The organism is Paenibacillus sp. FW126-R14 (genome assembly GCF_058789495.1).
The window spans coordinates 1-24,930 of the sequence record NZ_JBYTBS010000001.1 but is presented as its reverse complement, the minus strand read 5'-3'; the positions used below and the strand labels follow the sequence as shown (position 1 = coordinate 24,930).

At 45.8% G+C, this 24,930-nt stretch carries 17 protein-coding genes; 2 read left to right on the top strand and 15 right to left on the bottom strand.

Going from position 1 to position 24,930, the window contains the following annotated elements; all coding sequences use genetic code 11:
- Nucleotides 1-55: 55 nt before the first annotated feature.
- From AC3WRW_RS00085 to AC3WRW_RS00075, 3 genes are all read right to left on the bottom strand, one after another.
- The gene (locus AC3WRW_RS00085; RefSeq protein WP_492543779.1) at nt 56-928 is read right to left on the bottom strand and encodes a carbohydrate ABC transporter permease; all 873 of its coding nucleotides are present in this window, start codon (nt 926-928) and stop codon (nt 56-58) included.
- A complete protein-coding gene (locus tag AC3WRW_RS00080; protein ID WP_492543777.1) occupies nt 925-2,514 on the bottom strand; it encodes an extracellular solute-binding protein in 1,590 nt (529 codons plus the stop codon). Before AC3WRW_RS00080 ends, AC3WRW_RS00085 begins: the two co-directional genes overlap by 4 nt.
- A gap of 68 nt (nt 2,515-2,582) precedes the next feature.
- Nucleotides 2,583-3,509: an ABC transporter permease gene (locus tag AC3WRW_RS00075; RefSeq protein WP_492543775.1), complete on the bottom strand. Its 927-nt coding sequence runs from the start codon at nt 3,507-3,509 to the stop codon at nt 2,583-2,585.
- A 276-nt stretch (nt 3,510-3,785) separates the two neighbouring features.
- Here AC3WRW_RS00075 and AC3WRW_RS00070 point away from each other — a divergent pair, with 276 nt between their 5' ends.
- On the top strand, nt 3,786-6,095 hold the full coding sequence (locus AC3WRW_RS00070; protein WP_492543773.1) for an AraC family transcriptional regulator: 2,310 nt from the start codon (nt 3,786-3,788) through the stop codon (nt 6,093-6,095).
- Nucleotides 6,096-6,226: 131 nt separating this feature from the next.
- Nucleotides 6,227-6,844 (top strand): TVP38/TMEM64 family protein, encoded by a 618-nt coding sequence (locus tag AC3WRW_RS00065; protein ID WP_492543771.1) that lies wholly within the window; start codon nt 6,227-6,229, stop codon nt 6,842-6,844.
- 71 nt (nt 6,845-6,915) lie between these two features.
- Here AC3WRW_RS00065 and AC3WRW_RS00060 read toward each other — a convergent pair whose 3' ends face one another.
- The 12 genes from AC3WRW_RS00060 to AC3WRW_RS00005 all read right to left on the bottom strand — a co-directional run bounded on the left by AC3WRW_RS00060 (nt 6,916) and on the right by AC3WRW_RS00005 (nt 24,782).
- Nucleotides 6,916-7,437, bottom strand: coding sequence for a GNAT family N-acetyltransferase (locus tag AC3WRW_RS00060; protein WP_492543769.1), 522 nt, complete (start codon nt 7,435-7,437; stop codon nt 6,916-6,918).
- 169 nt (nt 7,438-7,606) lie between these two features.
- Complete coding sequence (locus AC3WRW_RS00055) at nt 7,607-8,377, bottom strand: class I SAM-dependent methyltransferase (RefSeq protein WP_492543767.1); 771 nt, start codon at nt 8,375-8,377, stop codon at nt 7,607-7,609.
- A gap of 330 nt (nt 8,378-8,707) precedes the next feature.
- Complete coding sequence (locus AC3WRW_RS00050; RefSeq protein WP_492543765.1) at nt 8,708-12,910, bottom strand: endo-1,4-beta-xylanase; 4,203 nt, start codon at nt 12,908-12,910, stop codon at nt 8,708-8,710.
- A gap of 185 nt (nt 12,911-13,095) precedes the next feature.
- Nucleotides 13,096-14,097 carry an endo-1,4-beta-xylanase gene (locus AC3WRW_RS00045; RefSeq protein ID WP_492543763.1) on the bottom strand — a complete coding sequence of 334 codons (1,002 nt, stop codon included), beginning with the start codon at nt 14,095-14,097 and terminating at the stop codon, nt 13,096-13,098.
- A 244-nt stretch (nt 14,098-14,341) separates the two neighbouring features.
- Nucleotides 14,342-15,847, bottom strand: coding sequence for a response regulator transcription factor (locus AC3WRW_RS00040; protein ID WP_492543761.1), 1,506 nt, complete (start codon nt 15,845-15,847; stop codon nt 14,342-14,344).
- Nucleotides 15,840-17,663: a sensor histidine kinase gene (locus AC3WRW_RS00035; protein ID WP_492543759.1), complete on the bottom strand. Its 1,824-nt coding sequence runs from the start codon at nt 17,661-17,663 to the stop codon at nt 15,840-15,842. The genes AC3WRW_RS00040 and AC3WRW_RS00035 overlap by 8 nt, the downstream gene beginning before the upstream one ends.
- 25 nt (nt 17,664-17,688) lie before the next feature.
- Nucleotides 17,689-19,206 carry a response regulator transcription factor gene (locus AC3WRW_RS00030; protein WP_492543757.1) on the bottom strand — a complete coding sequence of 506 codons (1,518 nt, stop codon included), beginning with the start codon at nt 19,204-19,206 and terminating at the stop codon, nt 17,689-17,691.
- A gap of 131 nt (nt 19,207-19,337) precedes the next feature.
- On the bottom strand, nt 19,338-20,249 hold the full coding sequence (locus AC3WRW_RS00025) for a carbohydrate ABC transporter permease (RefSeq protein WP_492543755.1): 912 nt from the start codon (nt 20,247-20,249) through the stop codon (nt 19,338-19,340).
- A gap of 13 nt (nt 20,250-20,262) precedes the next feature.
- Nucleotides 20,263-21,237 carry an ABC transporter permease gene (locus tag AC3WRW_RS00020; RefSeq protein ID WP_492543753.1) on the bottom strand — a complete coding sequence of 325 codons (975 nt, stop codon included), beginning with the start codon at nt 21,235-21,237 and terminating at the stop codon, nt 20,263-20,265.
- Nucleotides 21,238-21,308: 71 nt separating this feature from the next.
- The gene (locus tag AC3WRW_RS00015; protein ID WP_492543751.1) at nt 21,309-22,985 is read right to left on the bottom strand and encodes a type 2 periplasmic-binding domain-containing protein; all 1,677 of its coding nucleotides are present in this window, start codon (nt 22,983-22,985) and stop codon (nt 21,309-21,311) included.
- Nucleotides 22,986-23,292: 307 nt separating this feature from the next.
- Entirely contained in the window at nt 23,293-24,135 is an 843-nt protein-coding gene (locus AC3WRW_RS00010; RefSeq protein ID WP_492543749.1) for a formylglycine-generating enzyme family protein, read from the bottom strand.
- Between the two features lie 8 nt (nt 24,136-24,143).
- Nucleotides 24,144-24,782, bottom strand: a complete 639-nt coding sequence (locus tag AC3WRW_RS00005; protein WP_492543747.1) for a glycoside hydrolase family 11 protein — start codon at nt 24,780-24,782, stop codon at nt 24,144-24,146.
- Nucleotides 24,783-24,930 lie beyond the last annotated feature (148 nt).

Sequence of the window (24,930 nt, the reverse complement as noted above, 5' to 3'; positions counted from 1 at the left end):
TCCTGATTTTTCAAATAGATCCGAGGATAAGATTCGAGCGGGGTTATCTATTTTCTTATCCTTTTACAGCCCCTAGCGACAACCCTTTTACGAAATAGCGCTGCAAAAAGGGGTACAACACAACGATCGGCGCAGAGGCCAATACGACGGTTGCCATTTGCGTTGATACGGGCATCGGTAAAGCTTCGCCTGCACTTAACTGGGAGTAAATATCGCTCTGCCCTATAAGAACGACCTGCCGCAATAAAATTTGCAACGGCCACAACGACGATTTGTTCAAATAAAGAATCGCTGAGAAATATTGATTCCAGTTGCTAACCGCGTAGAATAACGTAAACGTCGCAAGGGATGGAATCGAAAGCGGCAGTACAATTTTGAAAAAGATACCGAGATCATTACAACCGTCAATGGTGGCTGACTCGATGATACTTTCATGTATCGATTCGAAAAATTCCCGCATCACCAATAAGTTAAAAGCGGAAACAGCTGTTGGAATGACAAGCGCCCATAATGTGTTCATTAATCCTGTTGCTTTAACGATCAGATAGGTCGGGATCATCCCACCGCTGAACAGCATCGAGAATAACACCATGAACAGGAGCATTCTCCTTCCGCTAAAACGCTTTCTCGAACAGACATAGGCTAACAAGGATGTGACGGCTAAATTCACAATCGTACCTACCACCGTAATCCAACCTGTATTTCGGAGGGACGAGAAGAACACGCCCGTGTTGAAGATGTAATGGTAGGCTTTCCAATCCAGCTGCTTCGGCCACAGAATGAAATTGCCTGATACAATCTCATTCAATGAAGCAAATGACATGGCGACAACATTTACAATCGGCATCAGACATAGGAGTGTCAATAGGGTCAAGATCACAATAACCGTCATATCCATCAGCCGATTGGAGAGTTTGGACGTTCTCATTTTCTTGCTTTCCAAGCATCGTTCATTTCGGTTAAAGCATCCTTGCCGCCTCTGGCTTTCCAATCTTCAAACATTTGGTCTAAGTAATCTACTGACTTCTCGCCAACAATGATTTTCACTACGCCATCCACGGTGTTCTTGTAAAGTTCTGCACCTTTTTCCGCATACGTTTTGGAGAAAAGTCCTACATCCTGTGAGGAATACGCTTTGCCTTGCATCGCTTTGGAGAACGAATCTTGCTTTAGTTTCGTTGTTTCTGGCGTATCTGCCGAGCTGAGAATCCATTCGCCTTCATTGGCATGATTCGTAAGTTGATATTTATTCGGGCCTTCCGTTTTACCAAGATCAGTTACGACCTTCTGGCCGTTTTCCGTTTTGAAATGAACGCCATCGACGCCCCATTTGAAGAAATTAGCCCCGTCATCACCCATTTGATCATCCAAAATTTTCAACATTTTCTCAAGCTTGCCTGTATCCTTCAGCAGATCTTTATTCAGTGCGAATACACCGAAGAAACCTGCGCTTTTCACATAACCGCCCTCAGAACCATCCGGTGCTTTCAGTGGCGGAATAGCGATCAGTTGGAATTTAGGATCCGCTGCTCTCGCTTTCGCTAAACGCTCTGGCGTGAAGCCTGTATACCCCCAGTTAGCAACAACACCCGCTTTACCCAGCAAGAAGTCGTCTTCCACCTGTTGATCCTTTTTAATAGCAAAATCTTTCGCGATCAGGCCATCCTTATACAACTTGGCTAAATAGCCAATGGCCTGCTTATTATTAGGGGCAAATTCGCCTGGTACGATGCCGCCTTTGCCATCTTCCACCCAGCCAACGCTCGGACCCGCTTTCATACTGGCCATGAGAGATACGAAAGGATAAGCGCCATTCACGCCCGCACCACTGTTAACACCGGCAGCTAAACCGTATGTATCATCTTTGCCGTTGCCATCTGGATCTTTCTCTTTAAAAGCCTTCATCACATTGTAAAGCTCATCATACGTCGTAGGAACTTGCAGACCTAACTTATCTAACCAATCCTTACGCATGACGATTGTAGCGCCAGGAATACCGCGAAGACGAGGGATCCCGTAGATATGGCCTTTGTATTTGAGCGTTTCCATTACGTCTTTGGGCAATTTGGCTAAATTCGGGTATTTCGCACTGTCAGATAAATAGCTTTCAAGCGGGATGAATTGATCACTGGTGATTGCATTGAAATAGACAGCGTCTAAATAGGGAAATAACACCGTATCCGGCACATCGCCCGATGCCAAAGTAACCCCCATCTTGTTGTTGTACTCCCCGGACGCAACCGGCAAATATTCAAATTCAATATTATAGCGGTCTTCAATCGCTTTCTTGCCCGTGCTTGTTTCCGGCGGTGCCGCTCCGTACAAAATATTCATCGCACGAATTTTATATTTTTTATCCACTTTTGTTGTCGCTTGAGCTTGCTGGGAAGTCTGTGCCGTCCCAGCTGCGTTTGTTGATTGTGCGGTATCCGTTCCTTTACTGCATGCTGCAACCAATGAGCTTACCATCACTACTGCTGTTGCTGCGGTTAGTATTTTTCCAATACTTTTCATATGAAACCAGCCTCTCCCATAAACGCACTCGTCCTTTTGAGGACAGCGCAGCCGTTTAGTTTGTTAGTCTAATACACGCCTTTTTCACCGAATGCCCGCGCAAATTTGTTCGCTGTAACGATAAGTATCATACCGACGATCCCTTTGAGCAGACCCACTGCGGTTGTAAAGCTGAAATTCCCGTTCACAACGCCCATCCTATAGACATAGGTGTCCAGTACTTCCCCGACCTCCGAAACGGTCGAATTGAGCATTAAATACACTTGCTCGAATCCTACGTCAAGAACCGTTCCTAAACGGAGGATAAACAACAAGATGATCGTTGAGCGGATACCTGGCAAAGTCACATGATAAATTTGACGAATCCGGCCGGCACCATCGATTTTGGAAGCCTCATATAGCTCCGGATCAATCCCTGTCAATGCAGCCAAATAGATGATCGTGCCCCAACCGGACTCTTTCCAAATCACCTGCAGGACAAGCATGCCCCGGAAATTATGTTCATTGGATAAAATATTGATGGGATCTAATCCCCAACTCATCAATAGATGGTTCACTTGCCCATCACTTTGGAATAATAAATAGAAGATACCTGCGACTACGACCCAAGATAAGAAATGAGGTAAATAGAGAAGCGTTTGAACGATCTTTTTAAAAAACTCAAACTTGAGTTCATTCAATAAGATGGCAATGAGGATCGGAACTGTGAAAGCGAATACAATTTGATAAAAGCTAATAATAACGGTGTTCATAAAATATCGTCCAATTTCCGGTGAATCAAATATGCGTTGAAAATTGTCTAACCCCACCCAATCGCTTTTGAGAAAGCCTTTAGACGGAATATATTTCTGAAAAGCAATGACGATCCCTAGCATGGGGATATACTTATAGATTAAGAAATAAATGATGCCTGGTAAAGCCATTAGCCATAAATATCTTTCTTTTAAGAAGCGGTGCCCCCATAAATGCTTTCGCCTTTCTTTCTGAATCTCCATGTTGTTTGCGCTGCCCCTTTCCCCTGTATCATCTGTTCGTCACCCCCTTGGACCCCATCATAGGCATTGAGGCGTTAGCGGGCAATCCACCATTTTTACGCAAAAAAAGCTTATGAAATAGAGGTGAATTCGGGCAGATGATCCCTTACATACACTATTTTTGCAGGCAAATGAGGCTTCGGTAAAAAAAGTGTACCGCTGACCACCCAAGATAACCACCGATCTGTGATATACTAATTTCAAAAAAGTGACATGTAACTGACAAGGAGCTTGGTTATGGATACTCACTCTTGGCGCCAGCTTAAACGAATCCTCATGATGAATAAGCGTGGCTGGAAACTAAAAAACCGCCTTCTCATTTCACTTATCCTCCTTTCCAGTATCCCAATTGCCATTATGGCGCTGTCTTCTTCCTTCATTAGCAACCGCATTCTAAGTGACCAGACGGATCAGATGCATCAGGTTTTTCTGAATCAGGTTGAGAAGGAAATGAACAGTCAGTTTAAAAAGTTTGATGAACTCATGCTGCAATATACGTATGATAATTCAGCTCTCAGCCGGTTTACGCAAGATGACTTAACGTATCAGAACTTTCAACTGGTCAATGATCTATTCACCGTGTTAACGAATCTGCGAAGCGGTATGGAAAATGTCGTTGAGATCGATTTTTTCAGCACTTCCTATAATAAGATTGTCACTTCGAGTGGACTGCTGCTGCAGCCAGATGACTTTCTGGATCCTCTAGCGATCGATAAATCACGTACATTGACCAAATACGGCGGATGGTTGGATACGCGAAATCATTTGAACACGCGCTTGGATCGCCCTGTTATCACTTACATCAGACCGATGAACAGCGCAGGCTCCAATTTGGTAAATAGTTTCTTTATCGTTTATTTGGATGCCGCCACCTTAAGCAGCAAATTGAAGGCGAATGTGAATGATCCGGCAACCTATCTCGTACTCAATTCGGATGGAAATGCGGTCATGCACTCGGATCCCACCAAGGTAGGCAGCTTTATTGACTCCCCTCACTTTAGAGATGAGCTTACGAAGGGTAAAAATATGCCCAACTATCGCTTCACGATCAATCTGGACGGCAAACCGTCACTCATTAATTCCGTATATTCTGCGAATCGCGATTGGTATTACGCGTCAATCCTGCCGACGGCCTTGGTTGCGAAGGAAACGAATCAACTGCGTAATCTATTATTCGGCGTCAGCTTTGCCTTTATTTTACTCGCCATTATTATAGCGGTTCGCACATCTCAAAGTATTTATCAGCCCGTACATAAGCTAACTCAACGTGTATTTCATGACAAGGATGCCTCGACAACGAAGGACGAAATTCATTACATCACAGAGCATATCCAGCATGTGGAAGAGCACAATGACTTTTTGCAAAAAAACCTGAAACAATATCAGACACACGCCGAGCAGTACAGCCTCATGAGCTTGTTAATTGGGAACTCGAGCGATACGACCTTGCAGCAGGATACGTTCCAAAATAAGCCCATCTGCTTGTTTCTTCTAGAAACCGATCCGATTTATATGAAATCGCAATACTCGCGCAACGATCAATTTCTCATGTACTATGCCATTGATAACATTGTCGATGAAATTCTGAGCACCAAAGGCACAACCCGCATCATGATGATTCAGCCAGGTTTATTCGCGATTCTCCATCAGCCCGAGCAAGCTGTTTCCCAACAGCCACGTATATATGCCAATGAACTATTGCATGCGGTTCGTACTTATTTGAAGTTGAACTTCGTCATCTCAGCCGGCTATTCGGAATCAGGCTTGCCTGGGATTCATGATGTATTTACCCAAGCCAAGCATGCCCTTCGATACAGCTTCTCACTGGGAGCTAATCAAGTTATTATCAGCGATGAATTGGATCCATCCGTTTCCGATCAGGCAGACGCTTTCGTTGAAGTGGAAAATCTCATTCTACAATCGCTCCATGCATCGAATTATGGTGAGGCGCAGGAGCTTTTTACGCAATTGATTCAATTACTAAAGGATGATAGTTCATTAACTTCGGAGTTAGTCAAAACCTATTGCTCACAGCTTCTTGGGGCGATGATGCATACCGTAGGGAAGGATTATCATGGAGATAAAGAGTCGGTGAATATGAAACATTTGACGATGGAATTGGAGCGTCAGAGGAATTTGCAAGAGATTGAACGTTTTTTCTCTCTTCAATTTTTTGATAAATTAATCGTATCGCAGCCAGAGAAGTCGTCGTTGGAGCGTCAACAAATTGAGGAAGTCGTCGCTTATATCCGGGCTCACTATGATCAGGATATTTCGCTGCAACTGTGTGCGGACCTTGTTGGCCTCAGCAGTTCCCAGCTCAGCCGCTCTTTCAAGAAAATCATGGGCATTAATTTCGTCGATTATGTGATTCAGTTCCGGGTAGGGATAGCCAAAGAATTGCTTAGCGATCCCAAGAACTCCATTCAAGCGGTAACCGATAAACTGAGATATACATCCGTTAATAGCTTTATCCGCATTTTCAAAAAAATCACCGGCACCACGCCGGGCCACTACCGCAAAGATACACAGGAGATGCGGCTGTAAGATGGGGTTATATCCGCTCAAGCTCGTCAAGCGGGCAATGTACACCAATAAAGAATGTTTGTGTGTTACACTAAGTATGATCAACACCGCTAGAAGAAAGACTAAGACGACCAAGGGAGACACCTTATCAAATGAAGAAATGGTACACCATCTGCATGTATCTCGTGCTCATACTCATTGTTTATATATTCAAGGATGAAATTTTGCATTGGATGCAGTATGGGGATGCGCCCGTGCTGCTTATTTTTGCGGCTGCGCTCGGTTTTATTATCGTACCGGTCATTCCCTACAAAATAGTCATCGGTATGCTCGGGTTTATGTACGGTCCATTGACGGGCGCTTTGATCAGTTGGACTGCTGCTTCCGTCGCGTCTGTCATTGTTTTTTGGCTGGCACGCTACTTGTTTCAAATGCAGGGCCGCGCTTACTTGTCCAAGTACGAGAAGCTGGAAAAGCTTCAAGCCGCGATTGAAAAAAATCCGTTCCTGACTATTTTATTGGCTCGACTGATCCCGGTTATCCCTCAGGCTGTCGTTAATGTCATTCCTGCCATTACTTCCATTCCGGTCGTTACATTCGCCGTTGCATCCGCATTGGGCAAAATTCCTGCTATGCTCCTGTTTGCATTCATCGGCAGCAATCTGTTTGCCGGCACCAGCAAGCTCGTTTTGTCCGTCGGCGTGTATGTCCTTTTTTTGGCCTCCGTGTACGTCGTTTACCGCGTCTGGCTCAAGAAGCGATTGCTTTAAGAGCTATGCAACAGAAGCAGATCATTTCTGCAGCGCAGCCGCGGCGGTCTGCTTTCTGGTCTAGTAAACAACTAAAACAGCGTATTAATATCATGCCATCCATATACAATTTCCTTTAATTTCTTACCCGAAAACTCTACTTCAATAGTGTCTAACTTTTTGCCGCCCAATCCTTCATAAAATAGTCGGGATTGATTATCTTCTAACACAACAACAGTCATTGATTTCATTCCCATCTTTTTCAATTCATTTACAACCGATTTTACAAGTTTCGTCCCTATTCCATGACCTTGATATTCCTGGAGAAGATAAATAGCATATAATTCCCCATCAAAATTCTTAAAATTCCCGCTTCTTTCTTTTCCACCATCCGAAAATCCAACAATCTCTCCATGTTCATTTTCAGCAACATAGACCATCCCTCTAGGAATAACATCGATCCACAGCTGTTCTCTTTTTGCGTAAGAGAGATTTTGTAAGTAATCATCTGGAATGATATTTTTGTAAGTAGTTCTCCAACTATCCACATGTACTTTGGCTATTCCTTTGGCATCGCTTGCTATAGCTTTTCTTATTTTCGTATGAGTTTTCATATGGTTCCCTTCATCTTAAAATTATTTCACCCCTCAAATAAGTACGAATCGGGCAAGGGAAATTTGACTCCGGCACGTCTCTTTTCCCTTGTGCTCTTCCGATCGCAGACAGGCTTACCGAACCGAATCGAAGCCGAGGGCCGTTATGAATCGCTCCTTGCTCGCGCCTTTAGACTTTGATCGCTTTCAGCATCATGAAGCTTCCTTCAAAGCCGACCAGCCTGCCGTTCTCTATACGCACGTTAAGCTGCCTTTGATGTTCTTCCGGCCAGCCCAGCATATCAGCCTCAAGCTGCCTTTTGACTTCCTCGGGAACATTCATTCGAACGCACCAAGAATCGAATTCAAAAGCTTTTCCTGTCTGCAGCAGCTGCTCTACGCGGAATCCAGCTAATTCGATTCGACGCATCCACTCCGTCTTCTTCCATGCCCGGAAGTGACTCGGGTCTCTTCGTTTCTCCACCTCGTTGTAGAGCTCATCCAGACGATCCGGCTCCGGAGCCACATTATCCATCAGAATAAAGCTTCCTCCGCTGTTCAGCACACGCGCTGTTTCCGCGACAAACCGTTCCACATTCGGAAAATGATGAGCCGCTATGCGGCAGACAACCAGATCGAATTCCGCATCCCCAAAAGGCAAATTTTCCGCGTCGCCCTGTACATAGTTTATATTCGTGCAGCCCTTTCCGCTCAGGAATGCCTCCGCTTCCCGAAGCATCTCGGGAGTCATATCCAGCGCAGTCACTTCGCGGACGATTGGACTCAAAGCAAGTGCGCTATGCCCACCGCCGGTTGCAATGTCGAGCGCCTTATCCGCGTGCTCCTGCTTCACCCATTCCTTCAAAATGTTCAAATCGTTGCCGGAAGCATGACGCGGACTCTCGACATACTTGGCCGCATTCGCGCCGAATTGTGCCTTGACCTGTTCCTTAGTATCCATTTGTTTCATCCTCCTTTTAGTTTCATCTAATGAAACTTAGTTTCATCAAGTGCGATAATCTCAGCTTAGCATAAACGAATTTGTTTTGTAAAGCCGCTTTTGCCTATACCTCCCCTGCTTCGTCTAAGGCACTTTACAGGGCAAGTTACCAGATGGATTTAAATCACCTGGAATGGGCGACTGTTAGAATAAGAAAAACCGTCAGGGAAGTTCACCCTGACGGTCCTTTTAAAATTGACGAACAAAGTATGTTACTCACAACACAGGACCTTACATGATCATCACAATGACTGAATATCAATCGACTAAAATTGTAGACACCGGCTGGTGTTATTGCACATGTTGAGCATCCATAGTCCTAATGATGATAACCGCCGCTTCTGCGCGGGTGCTGAAAGCCTTCGGCTTCAGCGTAGCATCTTCGTAGCCGTTCAACACACCCTTGGCGGTCAAAGCCGCAAGCGGTCCTTGGGCCCAGGCCGAGACATCGTCGCTGTCCTTAAAGTCCAAACCGCTGCTGGCCGATGTCAATTGTGCGGCACGTGCAAGGATTACGGCCATTTGTTCCCGGGTGATGTTGTCATCCGGCCCGAAGGTTCCATCCTCATAGCCACTTACGATCCCCATCGCGGAGGCTATTGCAATTGCATCCTTCGCCCAGTGGCTGCCGGTATCGGAGAACCCAGCTCCTCCTGTTGCCGTCAGATGGAAAGCTCTGACAATCATGGATACGAACTCGGATCTTGTTACAGTGAAATCAGGTCGGAATGAACCGTCTTGGAAGCCGTTAATGATACCGGCCTTCACTAGGGATTGTATGCCTGCTTCCGCCCAGTGTCCTTTAATATCGGTCAATGCCGGAAGTTTGACAAATGCGGACTTCTCTGCTGCCAATACCGCAAATTTGGTGAAGTGCCTTACACTGCCGGAAACGGTGCCTTTCATCAGGTCGATTCTAATATCGTCCAGTTTAACCCACTTGCCAATTTCTTCATTGTACCAGTACAGTGCCGGCTCAAGCTCATCATCCAACAAGCTAGTGTTGAACGGAAGGGTAATCGTGACTGGTTTCTGGAACGCTCCTGCTGCGTCTTTGGTAATCTCGTACACATCTCCGGCCAGCTTCAATTTCGGGTCGGTATTCAGCTTTGAGGAATCACTCACCTTTTTAACGACCACGATAAAGTCTTTGCCCATGGCTCCCGGCGGCGAAACAAGGGTCACCCCATTTTGTTCCACCTTGCCGCCCTTCTGGTCTTCCACTTTAACGGACCCATCCGGTATGGAGGTCGTGGCAGTGGAGGACGAGGTAGTGCCGCTCTGAGGCGGTGCAGGCTTCGGCTCAAGCGTCAGAACTCCAAATCTCGAGGTATTCTGATAGGTTTGACCCGTCGGGTCGTTCCAAGTAAAGACGCTCTCCCGGCTTCCACGGTCCTGAGCATTGTTGACTTGAAGGTCGAATCCGATCATGTTCCCTGCAGTAGGCGTGATCGTATCCAGCGCGATGGCTGCTTCTACGACGTAGCCTCCATCGATTTTTTTGGTAGCCGATGTATAGTTATTTTGCTTCGCATGGCCGCCGACCGTCTTTACGTTCTTGAAGTTGATCCGGTACTGACCGTCGTCATCTTGGTAGGTCTCCGATTTTCCATTGTTCTGGTCAACGAAAATTTCCACCGAATCCTGCTCCCATGCGTTGATGTTGGCATCGTTCAATACGCTGTCCTTCACGACGGCATAGACATAAAGGTTATGCTCATCCCACATCGTGCGGAATTGAGCTTTGGCGATTGCGTTATTACGCTGCTCTACCATTACATCGGTCATATAAACCGGAGCGTTTGCCCACATGCTGTCCATTTCACCGTCAATAACGGGGGTGCCATAAAGAGCTTTTGCCACTTTGGTAGCATCGATATAAGTCAAGACCCCGTAACCAAGACTATCGTTGTCCTGGACGTTCCTAGGATCGCTCCAGGAAACGATGACACCGTTGCTGCCATGCTCCGTACCGTCATTCATCCCCATGTCGGTCACTCTGACATCAAACCTCAGCTGCTTGCCTAAGGTACCTGCCAACGGGATAGTTGCTTGAAGTACATAACCATCTGTACTGTTCGTAATTTGAGCGTCATTACGTGGAAAAGTAAATTTCTTGATTCCATTGTCATCCACGAAGAGCTCGATTTTATCCGTTGCGGTATTGGTAATGTCTTTGACCGCAACGCGGGCATACAGATTTTGTTCATCCCACAAGGTTTTCACTTCAGCCCGAAGGATACCTAATTGTTGTGTTTTCAATGCCGGAACCGTGTTCCAAACCGGAGCCGAAGCATTAGCCGGTGTACCTTTCGCTGTATTTGCCGTCTGTGAGGTTATGGGAAGGTGGGATGGCGTCAGCGTCTTTACCGCCTCAATCATACCCCAATAAGCATATTTGGCCTGATACTGCACGTCGAACGGGAAAGGAGCATCTTTACGCGTTGCCCCTTGGTTATCAAGCCAGGTATGATCGTCTGCAATCCCCCATAACGTAACATTGCTGATCCATCCGTCAGGATGATAGGCCGGGGTGTTCGGGGCGGCATTTTTACCCTCATTGTCCAGACGAACAAGCTCTTGGAACAATTGCTTATAACGGTAGCCTTGTTTCACAAGGATGGAATCATCATAGCTGGTGGAACTGCTGTCGGTATAAACCGAAACGTCAAGCTCCGTCACCTGGTTGTCGAATCCGGCTTCGCCGAATTTCCGGATGGATGCGGAAATTTGATCAATAGAGGGACCGCTTACATTGATGTGCGTTTGGTGACCAACACCGTCAATCGGAATTCCCTCGCCTTTCAGTTTCGTCACCAAATTGAACAAGAAATCGCGTTTAACTGGATCCTGCGTACTGTAATCGTTGATATACAGCTTTGCGTTCGGCAGCTCTTGCCGGGCAACTTTAAAGGCTGTACGAATGAAGTCCAAGCCGGTCAGATGATACCACTCGCTCTTCCGCATGCCGTCTGGCTGCCCCGGGTCAATGACTTCGTTTACGACGTCGATGGCATTGATCGGCACGTCCATAGCATGAAAGTGACGCGCTACGGTTTGGATATAAACTGTCAGTCGGTCAAGCACCAACTGTTTATTCTCTAGTGTAGCTGCTAGCGGCTGGCCCTGCGCATCCTTAAACATCCATTCCGCTGCTTGCGAATGCCAAGCAAGGGTATGCAGCCGGAAATTCATAGCGTGAGCCTTGGCATATTGTGCGATTTTGTCTGCTTCCGTCCAGTTCCATTGCCCTTCTGCCGGTTCCAGAGAACCCGGCTTTGTGGCATTCTCAGCTACGAGGGAGCTGTAGTGATAATCCAGAAGCTTGTGAACATCCGAAGTAAGCTGATCTCCCGTCACCGCCGCACCAACTTTGAAGTTGTCCGCATAGATGTCCTTCAAAGCATCGATATCCGTCTGAATTGGCTTCGGCCCGGATACTTGACCGACATAGGACAATTCGAAATCGTCCAAATAGAAAGATCTTGCACCGGTCAACTTGTCAGCTGTTTCCACGTATGCATTCAAAACAGTCGGAGTGCTTGTTAATGTAAATGTGCCAGTCAACTTTACCCAAGCGTCGGGTGTTACCGTCGCGTTAGACGAAACATTAGCAAAACTACTATCGCCGCTTTGCACAGAGAGCCGCAATACGGTAGGAGCTTGTCCCGGAGCCATCTTTACCCATGCGGACAAATTGTACTTGTAGCCTTTGGACATCTTACCAAGGACGTTCAGCAACGGCCCGTCATATTGCTCTGATACCGTGGTCAGCAAGCTCTTAGAGCCGCCTGTGGTGTGGTTGTCTGCCGTCGATATATCAATATTGCCGGAACCGTTTCGGCGCACCCAATTTCCTTGCCCGTCCTCAAAGGAAGATTGGATTCCAGTTTGGTCAACGGCTCCCGGATCAGCCGGTGCAGCCGGCGTGACGTCCGTTAGCTGAACTTCATCGATATAGAGGTCTTCCGTAGTAGTGGAAGCTGAATCCGACTCCACCCATATTTTGAACCCTTTCGTATCGCCTGGAAGCTCGTATCCCTTCAGTTCAAAAAGGGTCCAATCGGTGGAGTTAACCGATTTATTTCCCACCAGCCAAGGATATTTGTTGGTCAGCGAGGCGGCATCGACATTAGATGCGATATGAAAACTATCGGTTCCTGTCCCGACTTTAAGCTTCAGTGACAAATCGTACGTATGGCCGGCTTGCGTATACGAAGTCAAACCCAGCAACGGGCTGCTGTTGCTTGCAGCACGGTTCGTCATTGCCAAGGATTTGGAGCCGTCAGAGGCTGCTGCTGACGTCACGGCAATGGTCCCGTCTCCCATCCAGGATGCCTTAACCCAACCGCCAGTTTGACCGTCTTCAAAACTTTGGGACAAAACGACCGTATTGCCGGCAGCCGATGCCAAAGAAACTAGAAGCTGGGGGGCGATCAACCCGAACAGCAGCACGATTGCCATCCATACATTCATTTTTTTTCTCACAAGCATCCTCATCCTCCTCATTCTGCAATCGCTTACAATATTATTCCATTTCATTCTACAACTTAGGTCATTGGCTTCCCATACTCAAAATAAAGAATAATCCCCCCTCAATTATGGAGCAGAATAGCCAGCGTGCGCACCGACTTCACGGTTTGAGACTTGTCACCACAGCCGTCATGGACCGTTTGGGATCACTTTGCCTCCCGGATTACACGCCAAAATGCCTGCTTAGGCTGAAGATCCCCATCGAATAGAAACGGCCAATTCTTTCGACCGCGAACCGGAAAGTTGTCCAACCAAGTATAATTGTCAGCAGCTCCCCAGAACGTTACCGACGTAATAACATCCCGATATTCCTTAAAAAGCCTGAAGATTTCCTCGTACCGTCGCTGCTGCAGCTCGACCATTTGCACGGTGGGCGCTGTCAGATCGGTCCGTCTGTCCTCAAATTGGAACATGGAGATATCCAACTCGGTGATGTGAAGCTGCAGATCGAGAGATGCGTAAAGCTCAATCGCTTGCCGAATTTCATCCAAAGTGGGACCATAGATGTTCCAATGCCCCTGCATGCCGATTCCATGGATAGGAACCCCCTTCTTCTTCAATGAACGTACAAGGTTATAAATCTTATCCCGCTTGACCGGCTCTGTCTCGTTGTAGTCGTTATAGAATAGAAGTGCATTCGAATCAGCTTCATGTGCCGCCTCGAAGGCATGCCGGATATAATCCTCCCCGAGAGTTTCCAGCCATTTGGTACTTCGCATCACCAGGTCCGCCTTGTCTTCGATTGCTTCATTAACCACGTCCCACGCATAAACCTTGCCCTTATAACGACTGGCAATCGTACGGATATGCTCCTGCATCCGCAAGAGAACCAGATCTTTGTCGGCAGGACCGCCAGAAGGGCTTTCAAACACCCAATCGGAGGTCTGATTATGCCAGACCATCGTATGCCCCCGAACGGCCATTCCGTTTCGCAAGGCAAAATCCATTATTTCATCCGCCGCCTCAAACGCATACCGCTCTTCCTCGGGATGAATCTCCTCGAACTTCATCTGGTTCTCCGCGGTAATGCTGTTGTAATGCCGGGCGATGAAATCCCCATCGGACCGGATGGTCTTCGTGCTAACAGCAGCCCCGATTCTGAATATGCCATTATAAGCCTCGTGCAAGTTCGGTACCTTGTTGTTCATAGATTGGCAAACCTCCTCATCATACCCTATTTAAACAAGCCATCTATGTTATATGATATAGAATCTGAATACACTTACCATTCACAGATTAAAGATCTCTACCCCCTATTCTTAAAATCCTTTAAGATTGTGTACGTTGTTTCCAGTCGTACTCATAGCAAATAGACGTGCATTTCTTAGAAAAGAAATACACGTCCTTTATCCTTTCCGATTCATCGCCAATTCGCTGAATTGAAAACGTCCATCAGGCTTTGCTTAATTGTCTAAACACAGCAGGCTTCTCTGACACACGTTTTTCAAACTCCTTGAGGAAATGATGATAGTGAACGTATCCGGTCTGCTCCGCAATCAGACGAATCGTCTCATCCGTTTCGCATAGCATACGCTTCGCCGCGTTAATACGCAGGTCATGGATATACTCAATGATGCCTACGCCGTTCCTCTTCATAAACGCTTGGCCTAAATAAACCGGGTTCATGAAGAATCGTTCTCCGATCTCTTTAATCGTCAGCGTTTCCCGATAATGCTCCTGGATAAAACGCTCAATAACTCGAAGGGGATGACCGGAGAATTTCTCTTTATGCTGCTTCAACTGGCTCATATACTGCTGCACATACGCCTGCAGGGATTCCTCCACTTCCTTCAGGGTACGATGCTCCCTTCTCAAAAAATCACGAACCCGAGGCAGCGCCTCCGAGTCGATCCCCATCTCCCGCATGACAGCAGCGCTCTTCAAAACAATGCGTATAACAAGCAAATGAACGACTTCCCGGGCCGTTTTGTTAGCTGACAGCATCACAAACATTTGCTTAATCAGGTTCTCAACCTGCTTATCCTGAAGCGCCTCGATCGCACTTTGAATGTCATCTACCATAGAAACCGCATTAAGATCATAGCTGATTTCCTTGTGATGAACCTTATCGTAGCCGAGTGGCCCACCGGATATATGAAAGAAATGATGCACGGATGTTTCTAGAGCACCTGCATACGAATCTTCTATTTGACGGAGCGAGTCCACCCGTGGTCCTATCGAAAGACAGCATTCGATGCCTTGCTCGTGTAAGTCTTCGTAAACCTGCCCGGCCCATTCCTCGATCTCAGGGAATGATTCCATAACAAGACCGTCCTGACTCCCAAGCAAATCGATGGCATGAGCTTTTCGCGAGAGGAAGTAACGGGCATCCAGCTCCTGTTTTGAGCCGCTAAGCCATTCGACGTGAATATACCTCCAGCCATGATCCCCTTGTGCCAAGGGATCTAATATCTCGCCTACGTTCCCGTCCGTTGCCGATATTTCCCCCCGAAGCATCTGAGCAAGCAAAGTCGGTATTAGACGATCGGCAACGAGGTCTTGGCGTACCCTTTGCTGTTCTCGATGCTGCAGCTCCCCAATAACGAATTGAATGACAGTCTCCCATTCCCTATCCAACGCCGGTTTAAGCAAATAATGCTTTACCCCAAACCTCAGGGCGGAGCGTGCATATTCGAAGTCATTGTAGCCGCTTAAAATGATGAATACCGGATCGTTGCCTGCCTTTTGCACCCGATCGATCAATTCCAATCCGTCAATTCCCGGCATCCGAATATCTGTCACTACCAGATCGGGTTTACAGGCTTCAATGCAGGCTAAGGCCTCTTCACCGTTCTCGCACATTTCCACGATTTCAAAGCCAAGTTCTTCCCATTCGACCATGAGTTTTATGCCTTCCAATGCGAAAGGCTCGTCATCCACCAAGATAACCTTATACATGTCCGACAGTCTCCTCCTGTTTCCTAATAAGACTCAAAGGAATCTGTATGGTAACGCTCGTTTTCTCGAAGGGGATGCTTTCAATTTGGAACAAAGAACGTTCAGCATAAAACAGATTTAAACGGCGGTACACATTGCGAAGTCCGATGTTCTTGCCATTGTCTTCTCCCTTATACAGACTCTGAACAATTTCATCCAGTTTCGCGCTGTTCATACCGATTCCGTTATCTTCGACCTTCATGAGCATATTCGTCCCTGCTCTTTCTACGGATATCCGAATTCTGCGGTTCCCTTTCACCGATTGAAGCCCATGCTTGCAAGAATTCTCTACGAGCGATTGGATGCTCATTTTCGGGATTCGATACGATAGAACAGATTCGTCAACGGATAATTCATAGTGAAACCGATCTTGGAATCTGAACTTCTCGATCTGGAGGTACATATCAGTGAAGCTTAGCTCTTCTTCTACCGTCACCAAATCCTCCTTCCAGCTTAGCAGCCTTCTCAGAATCTGGGACAGGTTTTGAATAATTTCTATCACATGCTCATAGCGATATTTCTTGCATACGACAAGAATCGCATTTAACGTATTGAACAGAAAATGAGGATCTACCTGGCTTTGCAAATAATTCAGCTCGGCCTGTATGCGTTCTAGCTCCAAATCTTTCTTTTGAATTTCGAGTTTGTACACGTCGTTAATTAAATTGCGAATTTTTTCCGTCATTAAATTAAAGCTGTGAAGAAGATGACCGATCTCATCTTTCCCTTCATACATCGTAATGGATTCAAACCTCTCGTTTTTCACCAACTGCATATGTTTAGAGAGCTTTCTTACCCGGAAATTGAAAGAGTGCATAATGATGTAAATCAATATCGTCGGAATGATCGTACTAATGAGCGTCAGCCAGATAAAGAAGTGGATAACCGCCCTTCTCTCCTCCGCGATTCGACTTCCCTCCGGAATTCCAACCAGCCGCCAGTTAAGCACATAACTAGCGCTGCTGAGAGGACTGACAAAGCTATTCTCAGGCAAGCCTGTCAGCTGAAAACCCTTTGACACCTGCAGAGTCGGGAGCAAAGGGTCTCTTCCCTTAAACGCACCCGCCGATTCAAGAACAAGCCGATTTTCCTCATCCACGAGCTTGACTAGCAAGTAATTGCGCTCTTTATCGAACAGCTCCAACAGCTTATCCATCCGAATATCGATACGCAGATATTTGGAGAATTTCATGAGGTCAGGGAAATTGTCCAGCTTCCGAATGATGCTGACATAGACCAATTTCTCCTCGGGATTCATGGGATTCGTATCCAAATAAGAGGTCACGGTCACCTTATCTTTCTTTTCGTTCATCTTCTGATACCATTCGCTCTTCAGATCACTGGGCTTAAGCATAAAGTAGCTTCCACCATTGGATAGCGTTGGGTTCGAGGTGTATACGCCAATCCAAGAAATGTAGGGATAAATATTCGGATATTGCCCCAATTTGTCACGGAGGTAACTGTCGTATTCTTCGTAATAAGCAACATTATCCGAATACGTATATTCAAGCATCTCATTAAAGACACGATCAGCGGAAACAGCGTTGCCAATCACAACCCCTGAGTTCACCATTTGCATGATTTCGTTTCCGACCCTGTCCAGAGAAATCCGCAAGTTATCCATCTCTCTACGTTCTGTATTTTTGCTATCCTGCAAGAAAAATAAGCTGTTTATGCACAAAATCGGCAGCAGCACACACATCAAGTAAATGATCAGAAACTTGAACTTCAGGGGAATATCATTAACAATTCGCAACAGTTTCCACTTCTTGCTCATATTTGCTCTCCTTGTCAGTCGTAGGTTAACCCTTCTTGTAGGCAGAGGGTAACAAGCCAGTAAGCGCCTTGAACTTGGATACGAACTGTTCGGAATCCGAGTAGCCGACACGATCGGCGACATCGGATATTTTCAGTTCTTCACGGCGAAGTAATTTTTTGGCCTCGTCAATTCGTACGACATGTAAATATTCATTAAAGGTGAGACCCACTTGCTTCTTGAACCTCTGGCCAAAGTACGCAGGGTTCAGCCGAAAATGCTCTGCAACAACCTGCAGCTGCAGCTTTTCCCTATAGTGCAATTTGATATAGTCTCCCGCTGCGGAAACGACTTCATCTTGCCTTACGCCATTCTTCAGACCAATCCACTCTGCAGCTTGCACAATTTCTTGTGTTACCTTGCGTTCCAAGAGGCCAATATCCATTGGAACGGTGGGAGCAAACCAACTTGGAGCCCACATCGGATCACCGCCGAATTGGGCTGTCGTCTTAAGAATTTCAAGCTTAATGTTGCCTAAATAAGCACTCACCCAAGATTCAGATACAGACTGCCTCGAAAAAGCGATGAATAAGTCGTGTACACGGGCTTGCACTGCTTCTGGACACCCTCTCCCTACAGCATCTAGGATGGATTCCGTCATCCCAACAAATGCAGGCAGCGTCTCCGCTGACCACTCTCCTTGATAGATGTAAATCCCTTCAGTTCCAGAAGGAATTTTGCACATTTCGGCCATAAGCCCCTCACGAAATGCTTCTTTTAACGCATGCGGTCCCTTGTGTTCACCGCTAATCGAAAAGGAGAGCACTCTGCCCCAGTTATGTCTGACACTGTCAATGATCTCTGTTATCATCGCAGAAGAAAGACCGCGCCCCCCGGGTTCTGTGACCAGCAAGAATCCATGTCGCTCTTTACCTACGCCAAATGGAAGCACCGTCGTTTGAGTAAGCTTTATTCGATCTGCAATAACCTGCATAAGATCCGATTGGACATGAGGCGGAATATCAGGCTCTAACAAGATGCAGCGGAAATTGGAACGTTCATGAAAATCCATTAAGGCGTTCGCCTGCTCGATCCATTTCTGTCTGCTTTCTCCCTGCAGCAACTTTGAAATCGTTTCCAAGCGTAAGCGATCCAATGCAGCGCTTTCATACTTGCTGTTAGCTTCACACACTTGAATCGTAACCGCGACCGCTTCCACTGCAGCTACAAGATCATCTTCAATTAAAGGCTTCATCAAATAATTGGCCACACCATGCCGCATTGCTCTTTTGGCATATTCGAAATCCGCAAACCCACTCAAAATGATAAATTTCATTTCAGGGTACAGACTTGAAGCTTGTTCAATCAATTCCAAACCATCTATAACAGGCATGCGAACATCCGTCAGTACCAAATGCGGCAGGGTCGACGCCATCAAAGCTAATGCGTCTTCACCATCTGAAGCTTCCCCGCACACTTCAAATCCTAGTTTATCCCAATCAATCATCGACCGCAGTCCCTCCAGCATGTAAGGCTCGTCATCGGCAAACATAACCCTTAACATGGGAATCACCTCACTTTAGGAAGTAGATATGAACTATTATAAAGGAGAAGATGAGCTTGAATAAAGAAAAACCGTCCCAGCAGCGAGCTGAAACGGGAAATGATTATGATCATCCTTGCTAAGTCTTACTCTTATTCTTTGACACTTCCAAGGTTCATACCGACAATAAAGTACCTTTGCAGAAAAGGATATACGAACAGAATCGGAACCGCCGCCACAATTGTAATCGCCGCACGTATGGAAGCAGGCGTAACCATGGCCTTCGTTTGATTCGTGTTTGCACCAGCCAGAAGACCTGGATCATTGTTGCTGTTCATCGTAGAGCCAAGCAGTTTCATCATTTCGTACTGAAGGGTACTCAGTTTCAAATCAGACGATGCATACAGGAACGTATCGAACCAGGAATTCCAAGAGCCAACCGCAATAAACAAGGCTATAGTCGCTAGAACAGGCGTACACAACGGAAGAATAATTCGTACAAATATGGTAAAATCACCTGCTCCGTCTATCTTCGCAGACTCAACCAAGCCTGAAGGAAGAGTACGCATATATGTTCGAATGACGATAAGATTAAACGCACTTACCATCCCCGGAAAAACATATACCCAGAAGTTGTTCAACAGTCCCAAGCTTTTAATCAGAAAGTAATTAGGAATAAGCCCCGCATTGAAATACATCGTTAATACAAATATTAAACTTATTATTTTACGAAAAATATATTGGGGCTGCGCCAGAGTATAGGCAAGCATAGAGGTGAGAAACACACCTAGCACAGTTATTGTAATTGTACGGGCCACGGAAATCCAAGCCGCGTGGTAAATCGTACCAGAAATGAAAATCGCCTTGTAATTTTGCAATGACCAGGAGCGCGGCCATAAATAAATGCCCCCACGAAGCGCATCATTACCTTCATTAAATGAAATCGTTAAAGTATGAAGGAAAGGATAGAGCGTAACTACAGCAAGAAGGAGCATGAAGATGCCATTAATCGTATGGAACAGAATGGGCTCAATTCGGGCTCTGCTAACGGTTGATCTCCCCATCGTCATCTCTCCTTTATATCAACCGCTCTTCACCAAGACGTTTGGCGGTAGAATTTGCAATTAGAATAAGGACTATACTCACAACCGTTTTGAAAATGCCTGCTGCAGTTGCCAGCGAATAATTGCCTAGAGCAATACCGTACTTAAGAACGAAAATATCAATTGTTTGCGACCAGTCGATAATTAACCCGTTACCGAGCAGATATTGAATCTCAAAGCCTGCATCCAGGATGTGCCCCACGTTCATGATTAATAGAATAATAAAAGTTGACTTGATCCCGGGCAGTGTGACGTACAGGATCTTCTGGTAACGATTTGCACCGTCGATCCCTGCAGACTCATACAGCGATGGATCAATCGAAGTGATTGCCGCGAGGTAAATGATCGTATTCCATCCCACCTCTTTCCACACATTAGACAAGCCCACAATGCCCCAAAAATACTTCCCTTCGCTAAGCCACATCACAGGCTCCTTAATGATGTGCAGCTTCATCAACAGTTGATTAACGATACCATCATCAATCGATAGCGAAGTCGCTACGATACCCGCAGCAATAATCCACGACAGAAAGTGAGGCAGATAGGATATTGTTTGAATAGACCGCTTCAAAAAACGAACTTTAATCTCATTCAGCATTAGAGCCAGTAGGATGGCTGTTGCAAAACCTAAAACCAAATTGATTATACTCATAGCAAGCGTGTTGCGCAGCACCGTTAAGAACGTATCATCTTGAAACAGAAATTTAAAATGCTTCAGCCCCACCCACTGCTGTTTGGAAAACTTTAATGCCGGGCGATAATTTTGGAACGCCATCAGCCAGCCCCAAATCGGTACATAATTGAAGATCAAAATATAAATCAGGATAGGAAAAGACATCAAAATTAACTGCTTCTGGTTTTTTATCGTCTTCCAGCTTAAACCGACGCCGATTTCCGGATCAATTTTTTGCTTTTTATTTGATTTCTTGGGCAGTATGCTCACGGCCATCGACATTTCCTCCTAGGAAGTAAAGCGGAGAAGACCTGAGCCTCCCCCACTCCACTGCATATTTTATCCCTTTATTTACTGCTCCAGTTCTGAATACGCCAGTTAATTTGATCATTGATACGATCTTCGTAAGCTTTGAAGTTGCTTTTGGAAATCTGATCCACATATTCCTTCCATATACCTTCAAAGTCCTCCGGTTTGGCCAAAATAGCTTTCGGCAAATATTTTACAGCAAGGTCGGTCATCTTCGTATTGGCCACTTTAGCTGGCGAACCATCGATCAAATCAATGCTCCATGCTGGGTAGTATACGGGATTCTCAACTGGCATTTTGAAAAACTCCGCCCACGTCTTATGGTTATACGCTTTCAATACTTCTTGATCCTGCGGCTTCAAGCTGTCATAAAATTCTTGCGGCTGCGTTGCCGGATCTGTAGCATTTCCATCACTATAGGTCCCTTGCATTTTAGGCGAATTAGCAAAGAACGCTTCCGCTTTATTTGCAAGCTTCCATGTATTATCATCCGCTTTAGCGCGTTGTTCAGGAGTACGATAGAACTTGCCATCCTTCACCATATAATCCTCGCCTTGAATCCCCCATTGGAGTGTCTTTTGCCAATCCTCTGTCATAAGGGAATCCAAAAATTTAATGATTTGTACAGGATCCTTCGCTTTAGTTGAAATCCCGTATCCGCGATTGATGTTCAACACGGGACGGTCACGGTAGTATTCTTTAGCGCCTGGGTATAAGAGCGGGAACCCAACGTAAGTACTGCCAATTTTATTTTGAGAAATCAGCGAGCGTTCGCCATCTCCGAAATTCCAGTGCTGGTCAAACATCCCAATGACACGGCCGCTCGCAATTTTCGCCAAGTACTGGTCGTAGTTCTGCACCAGAGCTTCCCTATCCAACAAACCTTGCGCATTAATCTCATTCAGCTTCTTGTAATATGTCTTAGCGATGTCCTTGTCAGCAAATATTTGTGCTTTCCCATTCTCGACGATAACCCCGCCGTCATTAGGGAAACCAGCTAAATGCTCTGGCGGATTGAGCAGCGGGAAGTTTCTCCAGTCAAAGTTCAGCGTCTCAAAGCCGATCATATCGGGGTGCTTCGCTTTATATTTGGCAATGATATCAAAGTACTCGTCCAATGTTTTAGGCGTTGGATAGCCCATTTCCTTCAGTACATCCTTTTGCAAATAAAAGCCTGGTCCTTCATACGCGGTTTCGTTAAATTGACCACTGAACACATTGTAATTTGGAAGCACATATAAATGGCCGCTCGCAGGATCCTTCATCTTATTCCACACGTTTGCATAGTGCTTCTTCAAATTCGGAGCGTACTTCTCAATCAAATCCTCGAGAGGTACAAAAGCACCCGCAGCAATTAATTTGTCGTTTCCTGTCATAATATCTGGATAATCGCCTCCGGCAATCATGACGCCCAGCTTCTGCTGCAGGTCACCGACCAGAAACTCCATTTTCAAGCTAACACCTGTCTTATCTTTAATCATCTTATAAATCTTGTTGTCAGGAGTCGGCTGTTGATACGGGCTGTCAATGAACATGGACAATGTGACTGGCTTAATTGCGTTGCTCTGCGTTGCCGCAGGCGTTGTCTGGCTTCCGCTAGGCGAAGAGGTGCTGCTTGCCGCATCCTTCGAGTCGGTGCAGCCTGCCAGCGTTAATCCAAGAGCCAGAACAGGTACCATGGTGGCCAAAACAGGACGTTTTATTTTCTTACCCATTTTCTAATCCTCCCTTATTGTCTCTATGAAGATGCACGTTTGTATAGTTCAATCATTTATTTGCTTACATTATTTATTATACGTATCAAGAATACGCTTACAATTCACAGAGTAAAGATATTACCCCCACGAATTTCAGTCATGCAATCGCAAGCATCCAAGAGGACACATTGAAATGTTGCGAGACTATGGGAAAATAAGATGGTATAACGGAAACAACACCCCATCTCCCAGAAGAAGCTACAGGGTGATGGGGTGTGATATTGCTTGATTCAAAACAGTTCCAGTCGAAATGGATCCTTAGAAGTTAAAGCGGGCTGCGACACACGCGAAAACCTTGATCGGGGCCAAAACCATTCGCCTCGAACTTGCCTCGAAAAGACAACTGGCTGTTACTGACATCGCCAATCCAACCGCCGCCTTTCACAACCCGGTAAGACCCGCTATTACTATCCAGGTCTCCGTACCAGTTCCAGGTCCATTCCCTCACATTACCTGACATATCATAAAGTCCTAACTCGTTGGGTTTCTTATCACCGACAGATTTTGTTTGATTGTGGTTGCTTTCAATCGCAGGCCAATTCCAATCACCTGATAAGTAATGATCTCCAGCGTTTTTCCAATACCAGGCTACTTCCTCTGCATTATCGCTTCCGCTGTACGTGTAACTCTTGCTCACTTGACCTCCACCTGCAGCATATTCCCACTCTGCCTCTGTCGGCAATCGGTAACCACTTGCTTCCGCATTAATCGTTACAGTCCACTTTATATTATCATTATCACTCTTATTATTCGGGTCTATTTTATTTTTGTCGATATTGTAATAAGGTTTTAAGCCTTCCTTTATACTTCTTTTATTACAGTACTCAACAACATCATACCAGCTTACCATTTCTACCGGCAAATTGCTGCCTTTGAATCCGGAGGGATTACTTCCCATTACCTCAATCCACTCTTTTTGAGTTACCTCATATTTGCCGATATAAAAGTTCGATATCTTTACACTCTTGCCGTAGTAGTTGGACTTTGTGTTCATAAAAGTCCCGCCTTTGACGAGTACAAAGTTATCATTCTTTTCAGGTCTTTCTTGCGAACAAGCACTTACAACAACCATCATTCCCATTAAAAAGAAAATGAATAGCTTTCTCATAGATGCTGTTACCACACCGTTACGTTAGAGCTCCCACTACTTTGATACCCCTCTGTCGCCAATATTTGGTAAGCCCAGCTACTCCCCAGATTCATTCCTTTACTCTTCCATGCGTTAACGTGATTGCTAAAAGTGATAGCGACGTTGCTACCGGTCTCTCTCTTCGACTGGCGGACACTCCAGAACTGAGTGAACGTTTGTGTGCCGTCAATAGAAGGCGCGTTGGTTCGCGTAGTCGTATAGATGTCATAAGTGCCCCCATCACTTGTCACGGTGCCTTTAAGCGTTCCAGTAGGTCTATATGTCCCCCAGCTATCAACGACGTAATATTCTATGAGTGAGTTCCTCGTCCACCCGTAGAGTGACAAATACCCATTGCCGGACGGCGCCCAAACGCCAGCATTGTAGTTGATTGTCCTAGTTGGTGATCCCGTATTCCAGCCTTTACCGACAACAAAATTGCCCGAATTGGACCAATTAACACTATAATTCCCATTTGATCCATTAACGGCATTTACAGTTCCGCCACCATCCGTCCAATTTTGCCAATAATCTGTCGCTGCGCTTGCGGTTGATGCAAGGATACTGGTGCAACCTACTGTAGCTGCAAGAACTAACGTCAAGAAATTCTTTTTAAAATTTAGCATAATCTTCCTCCCAAATTTTTTTGTCATAACGCACCTACATACTACTTGAGTATTACCGTATTCTTTTTTCTAAATCTTACCTCCTCTCTAAAAAAATTATATAACGTAAGCGCTTTAAATTACTATTTAACAGATTATAGAATATACC

Coding starts and splice junctions, on each gene's coding strand:
- AC3WRW_RS00055 (WP_492543767.1), bottom strand. CDS start 8,377: ATGGATACTAAGGAACAGGTCAAGGCACAATTCGGCGCGAATGCGGCC.
- AC3WRW_RS00070 (WP_492543773.1), top strand. CDS start 3,786: ATGGATACTCACTCTTGGCGCCAGCTTAAACGAATCCTCATGATGAAT.
- AC3WRW_RS00075 (WP_492543775.1), bottom strand. CDS start 3,509: ATGGAGATTCAGAAAGAAAGGCGAAAGCATTTATGGGGGCACCGCTTC.
- AC3WRW_RS00040 (WP_492543761.1), bottom strand. CDS start 15,847: ATGTATAAGGTTATCTTGGTGGATGACGAGCCTTTCGCATTGGAAGGC.
- AC3WRW_RS00005 (WP_492543747.1), bottom strand. CDS start 24,782: ATGCTAAATTTTAAAAAGAATTTCTTGACGTTAGTTCTTGCAGCTACA.
- AC3WRW_RS00030 (WP_492543757.1), bottom strand. CDS start 19,206: ATGTTAAGGGTTATGTTTGCCGATGACGAGCCTTACATGCTGGAGGGA.
- AC3WRW_RS00010 (WP_492543749.1), bottom strand. CDS start 24,135: ATGAGAAAGCTATTCATTTTCTTTTTAATGGGAATGATGGTTGTTGTA.
- AC3WRW_RS00065 (WP_492543771.1), top strand. CDS start 6,227: ATGAAGAAATGGTACACCATCTGCATGTATCTCGTGCTCATACTCATT.
- AC3WRW_RS00080 (WP_492543777.1), bottom strand. CDS start 2,514: ATGAAAAGTATTGGAAAAATACTAACCGCAGCAACAGCAGTAGTGATG.
- AC3WRW_RS00060 (WP_492543769.1), bottom strand. CDS start 7,437: ATGAAAACTCATACGAAAATAAGAAAAGCTATAGCAAGCGATGCCAAA.
- AC3WRW_RS00085 (WP_492543779.1), bottom strand. CDS start 928: ATGAGAACGTCCAAACTCTCCAATCGGCTGATGGATATGACGGTTATT.
- AC3WRW_RS00050 (WP_492543765.1), bottom strand. CDS start 12,910: ATGCTTGTGAGAAAAAAAATGAATGTATGGATGGCAATCGTGCTGCTG.
- AC3WRW_RS00020 (WP_492543753.1), bottom strand. CDS start 21,237: ATGGCCGTGAGCATACTGCCCAAGAAATCAAATAAAAAGCAAAAAATT.
- AC3WRW_RS00015 (WP_492543751.1), bottom strand. CDS start 22,985: ATGGGTAAGAAAATAAAACGTCCTGTTTTGGCCACCATGGTACCTGTT.
- AC3WRW_RS00025 (WP_492543755.1), bottom strand. CDS start 20,249: ATGGGGAGATCAACCGTTAGCAGAGCCCGAATTGAGCCCATTCTGTTC.
- AC3WRW_RS00035 (WP_492543759.1), bottom strand. CDS start 17,663: ATGAGCAAGAAGTGGAAACTGTTGCGAATTGTTAATGATATTCCCCTG.
- AC3WRW_RS00045 (WP_492543763.1), bottom strand. CDS start 14,097: ATGAACAACAAGGTACCGAACTTGCACGAGGCTTATAATGGCATATTC.